Below are 15,351 nucleotides of genomic sequence, written 5' to 3' on the forward strand. Positions count from 1 at the left end.
GCACTACCCCGGCTGCCCCGGCCTTCCGGCCGGGGCTCGCCGCTGCGTCCACCGGTACTCCCGTTCCAGCATCCCGGCCACCTGCAGCAGCAGGTCCTCCCGCCACGGCGCGGCCACGAGCTGCACCCCGACCGGCAGCCCGGTGCCGGCGTCGTGGCGGACCGGGACGGAGATCGCCGGCTGCCCGGTCACGTTGAACAGCGAGGTGAAGACCGCCATCGGGTGGCTGGCGACCACCGCGGCCAGCGGGTCCTGGCCCGGGCCGGCGCGCCAGGCACCGACCCGCGGTGGCAGGCAGGCCATCGTCGGGGTCACCAGCAGGTCGAACCCTTCGACGAAGGATTCGACGATGCGCCGCGACAGCTGCTGGGTCCGCTGCACGCTCTCGACGTACGCCCAGGAGTCGACTGCTTTCGCCGCTTCGCGCTGCCTCAGGTTGTGTGGCTCGACGCGATCCGGCTCCGCCACCGGCGTCCCGGCACTGGCGACTGCCCACACTTTCATGAAGCTCGAGAGGAGTTCGTCCGGCGACGGCAGCGGCAACGGCCGATCGACGTGGTGGTACCCGGCCGCTTCCAGGGCGCGGAGCACCTCGTGCACCGCCGCCGTGCACGCCGGGTCCACGGTGACCCCATCGAGAAGCGGTTCGGTGAGCACGCCGACGCGCAGATGCTTCGGTACTTCCCTGGTCAGCGCCGAGGCGAACGAGACCGCGGGGGTGGGTGGCGACCACCAGGCGCCCGGATCGTGCCGGGCGAGCACGTCCAGCACCGCCGCGGTGTCCTCGACCGAACGCGTGAGCACCCCGTGCGTACCGAAGCCCTCGACCTCGACGACGGCATTGGTCACCCGGCCGCGAGTGGGCTTCAGCCCCACGAGGCCGGTGCACGAGGCGGGGACGCGAATCGACCCGCCACCGTCGGCAGCGTGCGCGAGCGGTGCCATGCCGCTCGCGACCGCGACGGCCGCACCGCTGGAGGAGCCGCCCGGTGTGCGGTGCGGGTCCCACGGATTGCGGGTGATGCCGAGCGCTTCGCTCTCGGTGAACGACACCGCGCCGAACTCCGACGTGGTCGTCTTGCCCAGTAAGAGGAATCCCGCGTCCACGAACCGGCGCACGACCGGATCCGAGGTGCTCTTCGGCCGGCGATCGGCGCCCGCGGATCCGTAGGTGGTCGGCCAGCCCGCCACGTCGGCCAGATCCTTGATCGGCAGCGGGACGCCGTGGAACGGCGGCAGCTCGTCGGGCGAGCCTGCCCGCACCACCGCGTCCTCCGCCGCGGCGGCGGCAGCGCGCACTTCGTCGTCGGCCCGATGGCAGAACGCGTTCAGCTGCGGGTCCAGCTCGTTGATGCGCTCGAGGCAGGCCTGCACCACCTCCACCGGGCTCACCTCCTTGCCACGGATGGCCGCGGCAAGGTCGACCGCGCAGGTGTACGGATCGATCGTCATCAGCAGTTCCCCGTTTCTTCCGGATGTCCGTGCTCCACCGTCGCGGAAAACCGCATCCTGGGTCTTGGACGAATGTCGGGCCCTAGGATGGCGGGATGCGACCTGGCGAATGGGCACGCGACGGTGCCGCGGTGTGGAAGGTCGCCGTGCCGGACCAGCCGGGCCGGCTGCCGGGCGTGCGGATGGCCGGATTCACCGGCCGGACCACGGACCTCATCGACCTGCCACTGATCCCGTACCCCGCGGTCACGCTGTTCCTCGATTTCGGCGACGCACTGTTGATCACCGACGGCGGAGGGGAAACCCGCTGTGGCAGCGCCGTCGCGGGCCTCGCACCGCGCGGCGCGCGCGGCGTGGGGCAGAACATCGACTGCCTGCAGATCCGGCTTTCGCCCCCGGTCGCGCACGCGGTGCTGAACGCGGTAGCGGCGGTCAGCGGAACTGTCGTCGCGTTCGCCGACCTCTGGACCGCTGACCGTGGCCGGCTCCAGGAACGCTTGCGCGACACCGGTTCCTGGGCCGAGCGCTTCGCGCTCGCGGAGGACGCGCTCGCCCACCGGTACGCCGCGGGCCCGGCACTTGACCCTGAGGTGTCCTTCGCCTGGCACCGGCTCGTCGCCGGCCGCGGCCGGGTGCGGGTCGACCGGCTGGCCGCCGAATCCGGGTGGAGCCGGCAACGGCTGTGGTCCCGGTTCCGGGCGCAGATCGGCGTCACGCCGAAACGCGCCGCCCGGCTCATCCGCTTCGACGAGGCCGTGCACCGCCTCGCCGCCGGAGGCCGCGCCGCCGCCGTCGCGGCGGAAACCGGCTACGCCGACCAGTCCCACCTGCACCGCGAGATCACCGCCTTCACCGGAATGAACCCCTCGACCGTGGCCACCACCCCGTGGCTGGCCGTCGACGATGTGGCCTGGCCGGCGCCCACCCTCTGAGCCAGTCGCTCGACCCGCGCACCGGTGCCGAGACTATCGCCCTCAGTGCGGGAACCGGCCCGGGTTCTCGGGAGGCGAACGCCGGCAGTGGCGGCAGGCACGTTCCCTCATCGTGCTCCACATCGGTGTGCCAGCATGATCCGCTGTGGCTGAAGAGTTCCGGTTGCGCTCGATCGCAGTCGCCGCGTACGGTCCCGCGGCTCTGTTCGGGCTCGCGGAAGGGGCCATGATCCCGGTCGTCGCGCTGAGTGCGATCGACCGCGGGGCGAGCGTCTCGGTCGCGGCGCTGGTCGGTGCCCAGCTCGGCATCGGCTCTCTCGTCATGAACATTCCCGCCAGCGTGCTGGCGAAGCGGATCGGCGAGCGGCGGTCGATGCTGCTGGCCGCGCTGGTGACCGTGGCGGGACTGGGCATCTGCCTCGTCGACGCGGGCGACAGTCCCCGGTCGCTGCTTCTCTACGGCTTCGGCGTGCTCGCGATCGGCGCCGCGGGCGCGGTGTACAGCCTCGCGCGCCAGTCGTATCTCGCCGAGGTGGTCCCGGGGCACCTGCGGGCCCGCGCGCTGTCCACGCTCGGTGGTGCGATGCGCATCGGTCTCTTCGTCGGGCCGTTCGCCGGGGCCGGCGCGATGCAGCTGTGCGGGCTGCCCGGCGCTTACCTCGTCGGCCTCGTGGCGATCGCCGGAGCCGGTGTGCTCGTGTACCGCGCGCCGGATCTGGCGTCCACCGAGGAACACCGCGCGGCCGTCGCATCGGTCACCACGGGCGGGATGCTGAAGCAGAACTGGCGGGTCTACACGACACTCGGCACCGGTGTCCTGCTGCTGTCCGCGATCCGCCAGACCCGGCAGACGGTGATCCCGTTGTGGGCCGCGCACCTCGGGCTCTCGCCGACCACCAGCTCGGTCGTCTACGGAATCGCCGGCGTGATCGACGTGCTCACCTTCTACCCGGCCGGGAAAGTGATGGACCACTACGGCCGCCGCTGGGTGGCGGTGCCCTCGACGCTGGTGCTGGGGACCTCCTTCGTGCTCATGCCGTTCACGCACGGAGCCGGCACGCTCGCGCTCGCGGCCATGGTGATGGGGTTCGGCAACGGCATCGGCTCGGGCATCGTGATGACCCTCGGCGCGGACGTGTCCCCGCCGGTCGGGCTGCCCACCCACCTCGGGATCTGGAACGAGCTGGCGGACATCGGCTCCGGCCTCGGCCCGGTGCTGCTGTCCGCGGTGACCGCGCTGGCCGGGCTCGGCCTCGGGATCACGGTCAGCGGGACGGTCGGCTTCGCCGCGGCCGCGGCGATGTGGACCTGGATCCCGCGCACCGGACGCCCGAGACCGGCCGCCCCGGCCCGTCCGCCGGGCTGAGCCCGCTACTGCGCGGCGGGGAAGTGCAGGGTCGCGAACTTCGGGAAGTCCGCGATCGTCTTGCCGACGAGCCGCCCCGGCGCGTAGTCCGCGAGCAGCGGCGAGCGGGTGCCGGTCAGCAGTTCCCCGCTCACCAGCCTGCCCAGCAGCGGCGCCAGGGTGATCCCGCTGTGCGTGGCGACGAGGTACACCCGCTCGGCCTCGGTGGCGAACCCGACCGCCGGGAGGCCGTCCGCCGGACGGGCCCGCTGGCCGACCTTCAGCTTCTCGATCCGCGCCGCGGCGGTGCCGTCGAACAGCCGGTTCAGCCGGCGCAGCATCTCCTCGCCGATGAGGGCGGCGGGATCGGCCTGGTACGCGGGATCGGCGCGGTGGTCGAGGTCCGGCGTCTGCAGCAGCAGCCGTCCCCCGCCGTCCGGCCGCACGTTCATCTCCGGGGTGATCAGGTTCGAGCTCAGCTGGACGTACTGCGGATCGGTCCAGCCCAGGAATCCGCAGGCGAACTTGTTCGGCAGGTCCGGGTCGATCATCGCGAACTGCTGGCCGAGCGCCTTCATGACCGCCTCGCTCCAGCGGCCCGTCGCGCTCACCGCGAAGTCGCCCCGCCAGCTCTCCCCGGTGCTCAGCTCCAGGGTCACCCCACCGCGGTCCTCGGTCAGGTCGACCACGTCCACCGGCGCCCGCAGCTCGGCACCGTGCGCGCGGGCCTCCGACCACAGCCGCGCCAGCAGCACGCTCGGCACGACGTAGCCCTCGCTCGGGAAGTGCACGATCTCCGAGGACCGCGGGTGCACGCGCAGTTCCGGGATCCGGGCCCGCAGCTCGTCGGCGGTGATCTTGCGGACCGGGTAGCCGGCGTCGGTCAGGCGCTGCACGCGGGTCTGCAGCCGCTGCTCCACCTCCGGTTTCGTAGTCCACTCGAAGGTCCCGGTCTGCAGGTACCACTGCGCCTCGGTGGGCGAGGTGCGTTGCAGCTGCTCGTGTTCCCGCATGCCGGCCAGGTTCAGTTCGTGATAGGACGCCGGGGACTTGCCGTTCGAGTTGACCCAGGCGAACGTGGCCGAACTGGTCCCGGCGCCGATCCGGGTGCGTTCGAACACGGTGACCTCGGCGCCCGCCGCGGACAGGGAGCGCGCGACGGACAGCCCGACGGCCCCGGCTCCGATGACGGCGATCGACGGTCGGCTCATGCTGGTGCTCACTTTCTCGTGGTTGCGGTTCGGGAGACGAGGGAGGCGCCCATCGCGGCGAGCAGCCGATCGAGCAGGTGCGCCGGGGTGGCGAAGTTCAGCCGCACGAAGCCCTCGGCCCCGCACAGTGCCCCGTCGGCGACGGAAACCCCGGCGTGGTCGAGGAAGTACCGGCCCGGACTCGGTGGCAGCCGCAGGTCCCGGCAGTCGAGCCAGGCCAGGTAGGTCCCCTCGGGCGGGGTCATCCGGACGCCGGGGAGGTGCTCGGCGACCAGCCGCCCGAGCAGCCGGCGGTTCTCGTCGAGGTAGTCCAGCACGTGCGCGAGCCACCGGCCGCCGTCGCGGTAGGCGGTGATCGTCGCCTCCGCGCCGAGGTTGGAGGCGCCGCGCGAGGCGCTGTGCCGGATCTGCTGCCAAGCCTGCTGATCCTCGGTGCCGAGGATCAGCTGCGCGCATTTGAGGCCGGGGATGTTCCAGGCCTTGGACGCCGAGGTGGCGGTGACGGTGTGCCGTTCGGTGTGCTCCCCCAGTGCCGCGTAGCACTGGTGCCGGGCGCCGGGGTAGATCAGCGGGGCGTGGATCTCGTCGGCGAAGACCCGTGCCCCGTGCCGCTCCACCACCTCGGCCAGTGCACGCAGTTCCGGTTCGCGGTACACCCGCCCGATCGGGTTGTGCGGATTGCACAGCACGACGAGACCGGCGCCCGCGCCGAGTGCCTTCGCGATCCCGTCGAGGTCGAGCTCCCCCGCCGCGTTCCCCGGCACCCGCACGACCCGGCGGCCCAGCCGTGCCGGGGCGGTCAGGAACGGCATGTACGCCGGCGTCGGCACCACCAACGGTGAGCCCGGCGGGGTGAACCGGTCGATGATCGTCTCCAGTCCGACGAGCACGTCCCCGACCGCGCGCACCCGGTCCGGGCCGACCGTCCAGCCGTAGTGCACCCGTTGGTACTCGGCACACGACTCCTCGAGCCGGCGAGCCAGCTCCGGCGGGAAGTAGCCGAAGCCGCCGCGACGGCAGGCCTCGGCAAGAGTGTCCGAAATGGACTCCGCGACACCGAAGTCCATCTCGGCCACCGAAGCACCCAGTGCACCGGGTACCCGGCACCACTTCGCACTGCCGGCGCGGGCCAGCTCCGCCGCGGTGAGCGCGGCCAGCGCGGCCCGGTCCAGCGAATCCGCGCCCATCAGTGCTGCACGCTCGCGAAGAACCTCTTCGCCCGCTCGGTCTCCGGTTCGAGCAGGATCTTCGCCGGTGGCCCCGATTCGACGATCCGGCCCTCGTCCATCATGATCACCTCGTCCGCGATGTCGCGGGCGAAGGCGAGTTCGTGGGTGACGATCAGCATGGTGTAGCCCTCTTTCGCCAGTTCCCTGATGACCGCGAGCACCTCGGCGACGAGCTCGGCGTCGAGCGCGCTCGTGGGTTCGTCGAAGAGCAGCACACTGGGTTTCATGGCCAGCGCCCTGGCGATCGCCACGCGTTGCTGCTGCCCGCCGGACAGCTCGGCCGGATAGTGCTCGCAGCGCTGCGCCAGCCCGACCCTGCCCAGCAGCTCACGGGCCTGCCCGCGGGCCGCCGCCCGGCCGGTGCCGAGCACTTCGACCGGCCCGAGCGCCACGTTCTCCGTCGCGGTCAGCTGCGGGATGAGGTTGAAGCTCTGGAACACCATGCCGAAGTTGACCGCCTGGCGCCGGGCCACCTTCTTCGGCACCGGACGGCGATGGTCGCCCCTGCCGGTGAATCCGAGCATCTCGCCGCGCAGGTAGATCCCGCCGCCGTCGATGGTCTCCAGCAGGTTGACCGTACGCAGCAGCGTGCTCTTGCCCGAACCCGAGGGGCCGACAAGGCAGGTCACGCTCCCCGCTGCCAGGGTCAGGCTCACCCCCTTGAGTGCGGCGAAGTCCCCGAAGCGCTTCTCGACCCCGCACAGTTCCAGCAGTGGCTCAGCCATGGCCGTCCTCCCGCTCCGCGTCGCCGGAGGCGGACCGCACGGACCGCCGGGTGAAACCGCGGCCGAAGCGCTTCTCCAGCCGGGACTGCCCGAACATCGCCAGGCTGGTCAGCACCAGGTACCAGATCACCGCGACGGTCAGCATCGGGATGGTCTTGAAGTTCTGCGAGTAGACCAGCTGCACGGTGGTCAGCAGTTCCACGTACCCGATCACCGACACCAGCGAAGTGTTCTTGAACATCGTCACGACCTCGTTGGCCAGCGAAGGCGTGATCACGCGGACGATCTGCGGTCCCACCACCTTCGTGTAGGTCCGCCATGGGGAAAGACCGAGCGCATGACAGGCCTCGAACTGGCCGGGGTGGATCGACAGCACACCGCCGCGGAAGATCTCCGCCGAGTACGCGCCGAGGTAGGCCGAAAGCCCGAGCACCGCCGCCGAGAACTGGGAGATGACGTGGTTCGTCGGCACTTCCAGCACCGGCTCGGCGAACGGCAGGCCGAGGCTGAGCGTCGGCACGAGTGCGGCGAGGAAGTAGACGAACAGGATGAGCACGAGCCCCGGCGTCGCCCGGATCACCCAGACGTACGCGGCGGCCATCGTGCGGAGCACGGCGAAACGCGAGAGCCGGAACGCCGCCACCACCAGCCCGGCCAGCAGACCGGCCACTGTGGACACCACGGTGATCAGGACGGTGTTGAGCAACCCGGAGAGCACCCGCTTGCTGAACAACCAGCTGCCGATCGTCGGCCATTCCCATCGCGGGTTGACCACGAAGAACCGGACCGCGAAGACCAGGACCAGCACACCCAGCAGGTAGCTGAGCCAGTGCCCGAGACGCTTCGGGTTGCGGATCGGTTTCTCGTGCGGCGCCGGGCGCGCACGCAGGCCGGGCGCCATCGTCTCATTCAGCGTCATCGGCGGGCCCCGTGTTCAGCGGCAACTCCGGCAGCGCGTAGTCGGTCAGCCCGTAGTCCTCCAGCAACCGCTGGTAGATCCCGTCCCGGACGCACTTGAGCAGGGCGGCGCGCAAGGCATCCCGCAGTGCGGCCTGCTGTTTGCCGACCCCGATCCCGTAGGGGCCGGAGATCTCGCGGTAGAGCACCTTGTAGCGGCCGGGGTTCTTCTCCGCGTTGTACGAGATCGACGGCGCGTCGCCCCACGCGGCGTCCATCTGTCCACTCTGGACGGCCAGGATGGCGGCGTTGAGGTCCTGGAACGCCGAGCCGGAGACCGTCGCGGCCCCGGCGCGCGCACAGGACCGGCCGGCGGCCGCGACCAGATCCTGCTGGACGTTCCCGCGGACGTAACCCATGGAGAGTCCGCACAGGGTCTGCGGGGTGACCGAATCCCGCGAAAGCGTGCTCGCGCCGAGGATGGCGGTGCCGGTGCGGAGGTAGTCGATGAAGTCGGTCTTCTCGCGGCGGCCGGCCAGATCGTTGACCGACAGCACGAGGTCGAACCGGCGGGCTTCCAGGCCGGGGATCAGCGCGTCGAACGACGTCTGCTGCAGCACCACGTCCAGGCCGAGCATCTTGCCCGCGGCCGCCACCAGCCGTGGGGTGAAGCCGGTGATCCGCCCGGCGCCGTCGAGGAACTTGATCGGCGGCGACGACGGGTTGACCGCCGCGGTGACCGACCCCCGGCGCGCGATCTCCGGCGGCACCATCGCGGCGAGCGCCGGATCCCGGGCCACCTCCGTGAGGAGGTCCGCGGTGTGGCTGCCGGCGGAGCCCTCCGCGCCGTCGTCGGGATTCGCGCACGCGGCCAGCAGGCACGCGCACACCACCCCGGCCGTGAGAGTTCGTGCTCTGCTCATCGAAAGCCTCCTGCTGGGTGGGGTCCGATCCGGCGGTCGTCCTTTCCGGTGCTGCACGGTGGTTCGCAGCCCAGCTTCGGGGAGCACCCGGCATTTCGGTAGACCGAATCCTGCTACCGCTGGCATTAGGCTGCGGCTATGCCAGCACCTGCCTTGGAGACCCAGGACCTCACGGTGTTCTCCGCCATCGCGCGGCTCGGCAGCTTCAGTGCCGCCGCCGCGGAACTGCGCCTCGCCGCCCCCTCGGTCAGCACCCGGATCGCCACGCTGGAACGGCGGCTGGGCACGACGCTGTTCGAACGGGGCGCGCGCGGCAGCACGCTCACCCCGGCCGGGCAGCGGCTGGCGGGATACGCACGGCGGTGCCTCGACCTGCTGGACGAAGCCGTGCAGAACCTCGACACCGGAACGCCGGAACGGCTCGTCCTCGCCGCGCCGAACAGCTTCGCGACGACGGTGTTCCCGCTGGCGCTCGGCGCGCTCGACGGGCTTCCGATCGCCGTGCACGGACGGGTCGCGCACAGCCGGGAGGTGGTGGAGCAGGTGCGGGACGGCAGCGCGCACGGCGGGTTCCTGCTGACCCAGGTCGCGACCGGGTCGCTGCGTTCGGAACGGCTGGCGGCGTCGCCGCTGGTCGCGGTGTGCCGTCCGGACCACCCGCTGTCCGCAGGCTCCGGCCTGACCCTGGACGACCTGGTGGCCAGCACCCTCGTCGTCTACCGCTGGGACGCGGAGGGCGAACCGCTCGCGGCGATCTTCGACCATCCCCGGCGCCGGCGCGACCATCCCGTGCACACCACGGGATCACCCGAGGCCGCGGTGCGCCTCGCCATCGATTCCGATCACGTCGCGGTGGTCCCGCGGTTCGCCGCCCGCGCCTTCCTGCGGGAGGAGCGGGTGCGGGAACTACCGCTGCGCCTGCCGCGGTGGAGTGTGGAACTCCGGTTCGTGCATCTCGCCGCCAACGCCGACCGCCCGGGTATCGCCGCCCTGCTCGACGCACTTCCCCGGCTCCGCGCCGAACTGGGCGACTGAGTCACGCGCACGTGGTCACCGCCGCCGACAGGCGACCGACAGGTCACGGTCCCCGGCGCACGGACTCCGGGTGGAGCACGAGCCGGACCAGGTCCGCGGCCAGCATTCCCGCCAGGTCGCCGGCACGCGACGCGTCGCCGAGATCCCAGTAACGGGCGGCGAGGCGGGTGGCCAGCTCCGCTGCTCCCTCGGACTCCAGTGCGACGTGGCCGGCGACGGACACCCAGCGATCGCGTTCACCCACCGGTGCGGCGACGACGATCGAGGCACGGGGGTCGCGGTGCGCCTGCCGTACTTTCGGCGAGCCGGAGAGGCTGAACAGCTGGATCAAGCCGTTGTCGGTGACCTCGAACCACACCGGACGGGGCTGTGCCGGGACCGGGCCACCGGCCATGGACAGGAAGCCGTACAGGGGACACCGGAGAAATTCCCGGTCCTCGGTGGTCAGGGAACCGGCGTCGGTGCTCGCGTTGCTCATAACTCCGAGTGAACACCGGCGAGCCGGACGAACCCATGGGTGAGGAGCCGGATTGCCTGTGTATTCGTCTAGCCTCGCCGGAGTGGACGTCTTCAGCGACCTGATCCGCGGAGTCCGCGCGCACGGCTCCCTGTTCGGCAGCTCGACCCTGGTTCCGCCCTGGGCGCTGCACTTCGTGGACGGCGCGCCGCTGACCCTGTGCACCGTGCTCACCGGAGCCGGCTGGATCGTTCCGGAGGACGCCCCACCCGTGCTGCTCCGTGCCCGCGAGACGATCGTCGTGCGCGGGCCCGGGACGTTCACCTTCGTCGACGAGCTCGGTACCCCGGCCGAGCCGGTCGCGTGCGGCGAGCACTGCGCGACGCCCGATCAGGGCGGGACCCGGCACCGCCTCGGCTGGAACGACGACGCCCGGGATGGTGCGACGACGCTGATCGTCGGCGCCTACCCGGTACGCGGCGAAATCAGCCGCCGCCTCCTGGACACGCTGCCCGTCGTCCTGCACGCGGAGGCCGGTGGCACCGCGGACGCCGTGCTGGACCACGTCGCCGCCGAGGTCTCCGTCGACGCACCGGGCCAGCAGGTGGTGCTCGACCGGTTGCTGGACTGGATGCTGGTCTGCACGCTGCGCGAGTGGTTCGACCGGCCGAGCGGCGAGCCACCGGCCTGGTGGGCGGCCCAGCGGGACCCGGTGGTGGGCGGCGCACTGAGCCTGCTGCACGCCGAGCCAGCGGCACCGTGGACGGTCGCCACGCTGGCCGCCCGCAGCGGGGTGTCCCGCTCGACGCTGGCCAAGCGGTTCGCCGACCTGGTCGGCGAACCGCCGCTGGCCTACCTCACGCGCTGGCGCATGACCCTTGCGGCGGACCTCCTGATCGAGCGGGAGGACGTGACCGTCGCGCAGATCGCGCGCACAGTGGGTTACTCCGATCCGTTCGGGTTCAGCGCCGCGTTCAAACGCGTGCGTGGCGCCAGCCCGAGCGAGTTCCGGCGCAATGCCACCGTTTCCGCCCCGGTCGCCGCCCACCGCTGACCGGGCGTGGTCAATGCCCGCGCGCGAGCCACTCCTCCAGATGGGGCGCCTCGGTGCCGATGGTCGTGCCGTCACCGTGTCCGGTGTGGACGCGGGTGTCGCCGGGCAGCGCGAACAGCCGGTCCCGGATCGAGGCGATGATCGTCGGGAAGTCGGAGAACGAACGCCCGGTCGCCCCGGGACCACCGGAGAAGAGCGTGTCCCCGGAGAACAGTGCCTTCGCCTCGGGCAGGTGCAGGCAGACCGACCCGGGTGAATGGCCCGGGGTGTGGATCGCTTCGAGGACCGTGCCGGCCACCGCGATCCGTTCGGCGTCGACCAGCGGCCAGAACTTCACGCCAGGGTGGGTCATCTCCCACAGCTGCCGGTCGCCCTCGTGCAGCAGGACCGGGGCGTGCAGGTTCTCCCCGAGCTGCGGTGCGACCGTGACGTGGTCGTTGTGGCCGTGGGTGCACACCACCGCGAGGACGTCGCGGTTCCCGACCGCCTCGGTGATGGTCTTCTCGTCGTGCGCCGCGTCGACGATGACGACCTCGTCGTCGTCGCCGATCAGCCAGACGTTGTTGTCCACCTCCCAGGTCCCGCCGTCCAGCGCGAAGACCCCGGACGTGCCGACCCGCTCGATGCGCAGTTCGCCGCTCACCGGACCACCACCGACCGCAGCACCTCACCGGCGTGCATGGTGTGGAAGGCCTTCTCCACGTCCGCCAGGGAAATCCGCTCGGTGACGAACTTCTCCAGCGGCAGCCTGCCCTGCAGGTGCAGGTCGACGAACATCGGGAAGTCCCGCTCCGGCAGGCAGTCGCCGTACCAGGACGATTTCAGCGCGCCACCACGGGAGAAGAAGTCGAGCAGCGGCATCTCCAGGCGCAGATCCGGCGTCGGCACGCCCACGAGCACCACGGTGCCGGCCAGATCGCGGGCGTAGAACGCCTGCTTCCAGGTCTCCGGACGGCCGACCGCGTCGATCACCACGTCCGCGCCGAAGCCGCCGGTCAGGCCGGCGATCGCCTCGGCCGCGTCGGTGCCGGTGGTGTTGACCGTGTGCGTCGCGCCGAGGTCACGCGCCCATTCGAGCTTCTTGTCGTCCCGGTCCACGGCGACGATCGTGGTGGCACCGGCCAGGCGTGCGCCGGCGATGGCCGCGTCCCCCACTCCCCCGCAGCCGATGACCGCGACCGAGTCGCCGCGGCCGACGCCTCCGGTGTTGATCGCCGCGCCGAGCCCCGCCATCACGCCGCAGCCGAGCAGCCCGGCGACCGCGGGGTCCACCGCGGGATCGACCTTGGTGCACTGTGCGGCGTGGACGAGCGTCTTGTCCGCGAACGCGCCGATCCCCAGCGCCGGGGTCAGTTCGGTGCCGTCGGTGAGCGTCATCCGCTGGGTGGCGTTGAACGTGTCGAAACAGTACTGCGGGCGGCCGCGCTTGCAAGCCCGGCACTGTCCGCACACCGCGCGCCAGTTGAGGATCACGAAGTCGCCGGGCCGCACCGATTCGACGCCGGCACCGACGGTCTCCACCGTGCCGGCCGCCTCGTGGCCGAGCAGGAACGGGAACTCGTCGTTGATCCCGCCGTCGCGGTAGGTCAGGTCGGTGTGGCAGACCCCGCACGCCGCCACCGAGACGACGACCTCGCCGGGACCGGGATCGGGCAGCACGATGTCGGTCAGCTCGACCGGAGCTCCCTGCGAACGTGCGATCACACCGCGCACCTGCTGTGGCATTCGACTGGTTCCTTCACTGTTCCGAGGTGGACGGGCCCGGGGTATGCGTGCCCACGCATGCCCCGCGCGGGACGATAGTTCCGGCAACGACCGGCCGTGACCTGGTCGGCCGGACAGGAACACCTGGACTTCCGGACAGGTCCGGCCGGGGCTACCCTGAGGCGCGTGCACCTGACCGCGCTGCGTGAAGTCGTCGAAGGACCGCTGCACGGGATCGCCGGCCGCTTCTCGCGGTTCCTCGGCGAACGCTGGCCGCACACCGCGCTCGTCATCTTCACCCGCGAATGCACCGGCCGTCCGCGCAAGGTGGCCGGTCCGGTCGGGACGGTCGACCGGATCACGATCGCCGAACTCGAGGACCTCAAGGCCGCCACGGCACCCGGGGAGCCGCTGAGCACGACTGCCACGATCGGTGGCAGGGCCCGCGCGGTATGGGCGGTGCGCGACCGCACCGGCACCCTGCTCGTGCTCGTCACCCGCACCGCGAAACGGCTTCCGGAACCCGCGTTGCTGGCCGAGGTGTTCGGCATCGTGGCGACGTCCATCCGGCAGCAGGTGACCCAGGCCAGTCCCGACTACCTCGCCGAATCCCGTGCGGCGTCGGCAGAACGCGCACGCACGATCGGTGAAATGGCGGCGGCGCAGGAATCCGCACTCGTGGCCATCCTGACCACGCTGCGCTCACGGAGTCTCGACGACCGCCACGCCCGGCTGACCGCGACGGACTCCGCCGCCACCGCACTGGTGACGCTGCGGTCGGCGCGCACGTCGGACCTCGCCGTGTCCGAAGAGCCGCCGCTGAGTGCGTTCACCAAGCTGCGCAAGGAGATCCGTCAGATCCTGCGGCACCACGACGCGGAGCTGGAATTCTCCGCGCCGCCCCGCTCCGCGCCGCCGCTGCCCGGCGAGATCGCGCACGCGGCCCGCGCACTGACCCGCACCTCGGTGCTGGCCTTCACCGCGCAGCCCGATCTGGCCAGGCTGCGCATCGCGTGGAGCTGCGACGGGGTGAGCCTGCGCATCGACGTCCGCGACCACGAGTCGGGCCGCCTCGACGTGGCTGCTGTGCGCGACCAGCTCGACGGACGGGCCCGCGCACTGGGCGGCACCGTCGAATTCGACGCCGTGCCGGAGTGGGGCAGCCGCGCGAGCATCACGCTTCCCCTGCACGTGGCCCCGGATCGGTCCGGGGAGGATCCGCTGTCCGGCCTCAACCGGCGTGAGCTGCAAGTGCTCGGCCTGGTCGCGCAGGGCAAGCGCAACAAGACGATCGCCGGCGAGCTGGGCATCACCGAGAGCACGGTCAAGTTCCACGTGACCGGAGTGCTCAAGAAGCTCGACGCCGGCTCACGCGGCGAAGCGGCGGCACTGGCCCTGGCAGCGGGCATCGGGGACCACGTCCGGAACTGAGCACACCCGAACTCGCGGATGGAACCACGGCCGAGCACGCCCCGACTCTGGGATGGAACCACGGCCGAGCACGCCCCACCCCGCGTAGGGAACCACGGCTGAGACCGGCCGGGCCCGGGGCTGGAATCGCCGGCGCGAAGCCATGTTCGCGGCCTCCACGACCGGCATCGGCCGCGCCAGCCCGGCGACGTCTTTAATATATCAGTCTGCTCACAGTCATATCCATGACCTACGACAGTGGAAGTACAGCTGGTTACCAGTGCGCTATCATCGAGGGGTGACCATCGCACCCCTCGATGCCGACGCCGGGCCGCGTTCGCTGGCCGACCGTGCCTACCTCGCGATCCAGGACCGTCTCATCATGCTGGACATCCCGCCGATGGCGCCGATCGAGGACGGGGTGCTGTCCGAGCAGATCGGGATCGGCCGCACGCCGGTGCGAGAGGCGCTGAAGCGGCTGGAACTGGACCGGCTGGTGGTCTCCTATCCCCGGCGCGGCACGTTCGCGACCGCGGTGGACATCACCGACCTCGCCTACATTTCCGAGATCCGCGTCCAGCTCGAGCCGCTGGCCGCGCGCCGGGCCGCCGACAGCGCCGGACAGCAGGTCCGCGCCGGGCTGACCGCGCTCGCGGACGAGTTCGAGGCCGGCGACGTGCACGCGATGGACCGCCGCACCCTCATGGAGTGGGACCTGCGGGTGCATCGCACGATGTACCGCGCCGCGGGCAACCCGCACCTGGAGGACACCCTGGTGCGCTACCACAATCTGGCGACCCGGATCTTCTGCCTGTTCCTCGACCGCATGGCGCACTTCGACCGGCACGTGGGCGAGCACGCCGGCCTGCTGCGCGCGATCTCCGCCGGGGACACCGAGCGGGCCGAGAAGCTGGCCCGCGTGCACGTGACCGGCTTCGAAAAAGCCATCCGCGCGATCATCTGACCACCCGCCCCAG

The 15,351-nt window shown here is 71.4% G+C and carries 15 protein-coding genes; 6 read left to right on the forward strand and 9 right to left on the reverse strand.

The window, feature by feature from the left end; all coding sequences use genetic code 11:
* Nucleotides 1-3: 3 nt before the first annotated feature.
* The gene (locus tag BJY18_RS07730; RefSeq protein ID WP_184778924.1) at nucleotides 4-1,452 is read right to left on the reverse strand and encodes an amidase; all 1,449 of its coding nucleotides are present in this window, start codon (nucleotides 1,450-1,452) and stop codon (nucleotides 4-6) included.
* 95 nt (nucleotides 1,453-1,547) lie between these two features.
* Here BJY18_RS07730 and BJY18_RS07735 point away from each other — a divergent pair, with 95 nt between their 5' ends.
* Nucleotides 1,548-2,384, forward strand: a complete 837-nt coding sequence (locus BJY18_RS07735) for a helix-turn-helix domain-containing protein (protein WP_221457614.1) — start codon at nucleotides 1,548-1,550, stop codon at nucleotides 2,382-2,384.
* A gap of 145 nt (nucleotides 2,385-2,529) precedes the next feature.
* Nucleotides 2,530-3,750 (forward strand): MFS transporter, encoded by a 1,221-nt coding sequence (locus BJY18_RS07740; protein ID WP_221457615.1) that lies wholly within the window; start codon nucleotides 2,530-2,532, stop codon nucleotides 3,748-3,750.
* Between the two features lie 5 nt (nucleotides 3,751-3,755).
* Here the strand turns inward: BJY18_RS07740 and BJY18_RS07745 are convergent, their stop codons facing one another.
* Genes BJY18_RS07745 through BJY18_RS07765 form a run of 5 tightly spaced genes read right to left on the reverse strand, consistent with a single transcriptional unit; the run spans nucleotide 3,756 to nucleotide 8,714 of the window.
* Nucleotides 3,756-4,940: an NAD(P)/FAD-dependent oxidoreductase gene (locus BJY18_RS07745; protein ID WP_184778925.1), complete on the reverse strand. Its 1,185-nt coding sequence runs from the start codon at nucleotides 4,938-4,940 to the stop codon at nucleotides 3,756-3,758.
* Between the two features lie 8 nt (nucleotides 4,941-4,948).
* On the reverse strand, nucleotides 4,949-6,127 hold the full coding sequence (locus BJY18_RS07750) for a MalY/PatB family protein (RefSeq protein ID WP_184778926.1): 1,179 nt from the start codon (nucleotides 6,125-6,127) through the stop codon (nucleotides 4,949-4,951).
* A complete protein-coding gene (locus tag BJY18_RS07755; protein ID WP_281393650.1) occupies nucleotides 6,127-6,894 on the reverse strand; it encodes an amino acid ABC transporter ATP-binding protein in 768 nt (255 codons plus the stop codon). Before BJY18_RS07755 ends, BJY18_RS07750 begins: the two co-directional genes overlap by 1 nt.
* Nucleotides 6,887-7,813, reverse strand: coding sequence for an amino acid ABC transporter permease (locus BJY18_RS07760; RefSeq protein WP_184778928.1), 927 nt, complete (start codon nucleotides 7,811-7,813; stop codon nucleotides 6,887-6,889). The genes BJY18_RS07755 and BJY18_RS07760 overlap by 8 nt, the downstream gene beginning before the upstream one ends.
* On the reverse strand, nucleotides 7,800-8,714 hold the full coding sequence (locus BJY18_RS07765) for a transporter substrate-binding domain-containing protein (RefSeq protein WP_184778930.1): 915 nt from the start codon (nucleotides 8,712-8,714) through the stop codon (nucleotides 7,800-7,802). Before BJY18_RS07765 ends, BJY18_RS07760 begins: the two co-directional genes overlap by 14 nt.
* A gap of 138 nt (nucleotides 8,715-8,852) precedes the next feature.
* On the opposite strand from BJY18_RS07765, the gene BJY18_RS07770 reads away from it, so the two are divergent.
* Nucleotides 8,853-9,749 (forward strand): LysR family transcriptional regulator, encoded by an 897-nt coding sequence (locus BJY18_RS07770; RefSeq protein ID WP_184778932.1) that lies wholly within the window; start codon nucleotides 8,853-8,855, stop codon nucleotides 9,747-9,749.
* A 43-nt stretch (nucleotides 9,750-9,792) separates the two neighbouring features.
* Here the strand turns inward: BJY18_RS07770 and BJY18_RS07775 are convergent, their stop codons facing one another.
* On the reverse strand, nucleotides 9,793-10,227 hold the full coding sequence (locus BJY18_RS07775; protein WP_184778934.1) for a pyridoxamine 5'-phosphate oxidase family protein: 435 nt from the start codon (nucleotides 10,225-10,227) through the stop codon (nucleotides 9,793-9,795).
* An 82-nt stretch (nucleotides 10,228-10,309) separates the two neighbouring features.
* On the opposite strand from BJY18_RS07775, the gene BJY18_RS07780 reads away from it, so the two are divergent.
* On the forward strand, nucleotides 10,310-11,260 hold the full coding sequence (locus BJY18_RS07780) for an AraC family transcriptional regulator (RefSeq protein ID WP_184778936.1): 951 nt from the start codon (nucleotides 10,310-10,312) through the stop codon (nucleotides 11,258-11,260).
* A 10-nt stretch (nucleotides 11,261-11,270) separates the two neighbouring features.
* Here BJY18_RS07780 and BJY18_RS07785 read toward each other — a convergent pair whose 3' ends face one another.
* The gene (locus BJY18_RS07785) at nucleotides 11,271-11,903 is read right to left on the reverse strand and encodes an MBL fold metallo-hydrolase (RefSeq protein WP_184778938.1); all 633 of its coding nucleotides are present in this window, start codon (nucleotides 11,901-11,903) and stop codon (nucleotides 11,271-11,273) included.
* Nucleotides 11,900-12,985, reverse strand: coding sequence for an S-(hydroxymethyl)mycothiol dehydrogenase (locus tag BJY18_RS07790; RefSeq protein ID WP_184778940.1), 1,086 nt, complete (start codon nucleotides 12,983-12,985; stop codon nucleotides 11,900-11,902). Before BJY18_RS07790 ends, BJY18_RS07785 begins: the two co-directional genes overlap by 4 nt.
* A 165-nt stretch (nucleotides 12,986-13,150) precedes the next feature.
* Between BJY18_RS07790 and BJY18_RS07795 the strand changes: the two genes are divergently transcribed.
* Together BJY18_RS07795 and BJY18_RS07800 are read left to right on the forward strand one after the other, a co-directional pair.
* On the forward strand, nucleotides 13,151-14,395 hold the full coding sequence (locus BJY18_RS07795; RefSeq protein ID WP_312873780.1) for a LuxR C-terminal-related transcriptional regulator: 1,245 nt from the start codon (nucleotides 13,151-13,153) through the stop codon (nucleotides 14,393-14,395).
* 277 nt (nucleotides 14,396-14,672) lie between these two features.
* Entirely contained in the window at nucleotides 14,673-15,338 is a 666-nt protein-coding gene (locus BJY18_RS07800; protein WP_312873781.1) for a GntR family transcriptional regulator, read from the forward strand.
* Nucleotides 15,339-15,351: the final 13 nt, after the last annotated feature.

It is taken from the genome of Amycolatopsis jiangsuensis, from assembly GCF_014204865.1.
Taxonomy (GTDB): Bacteria; Actinomycetota; Actinomycetes; order Mycobacteriales; family Pseudonocardiaceae; genus Amycolatopsis; species Amycolatopsis jiangsuensis.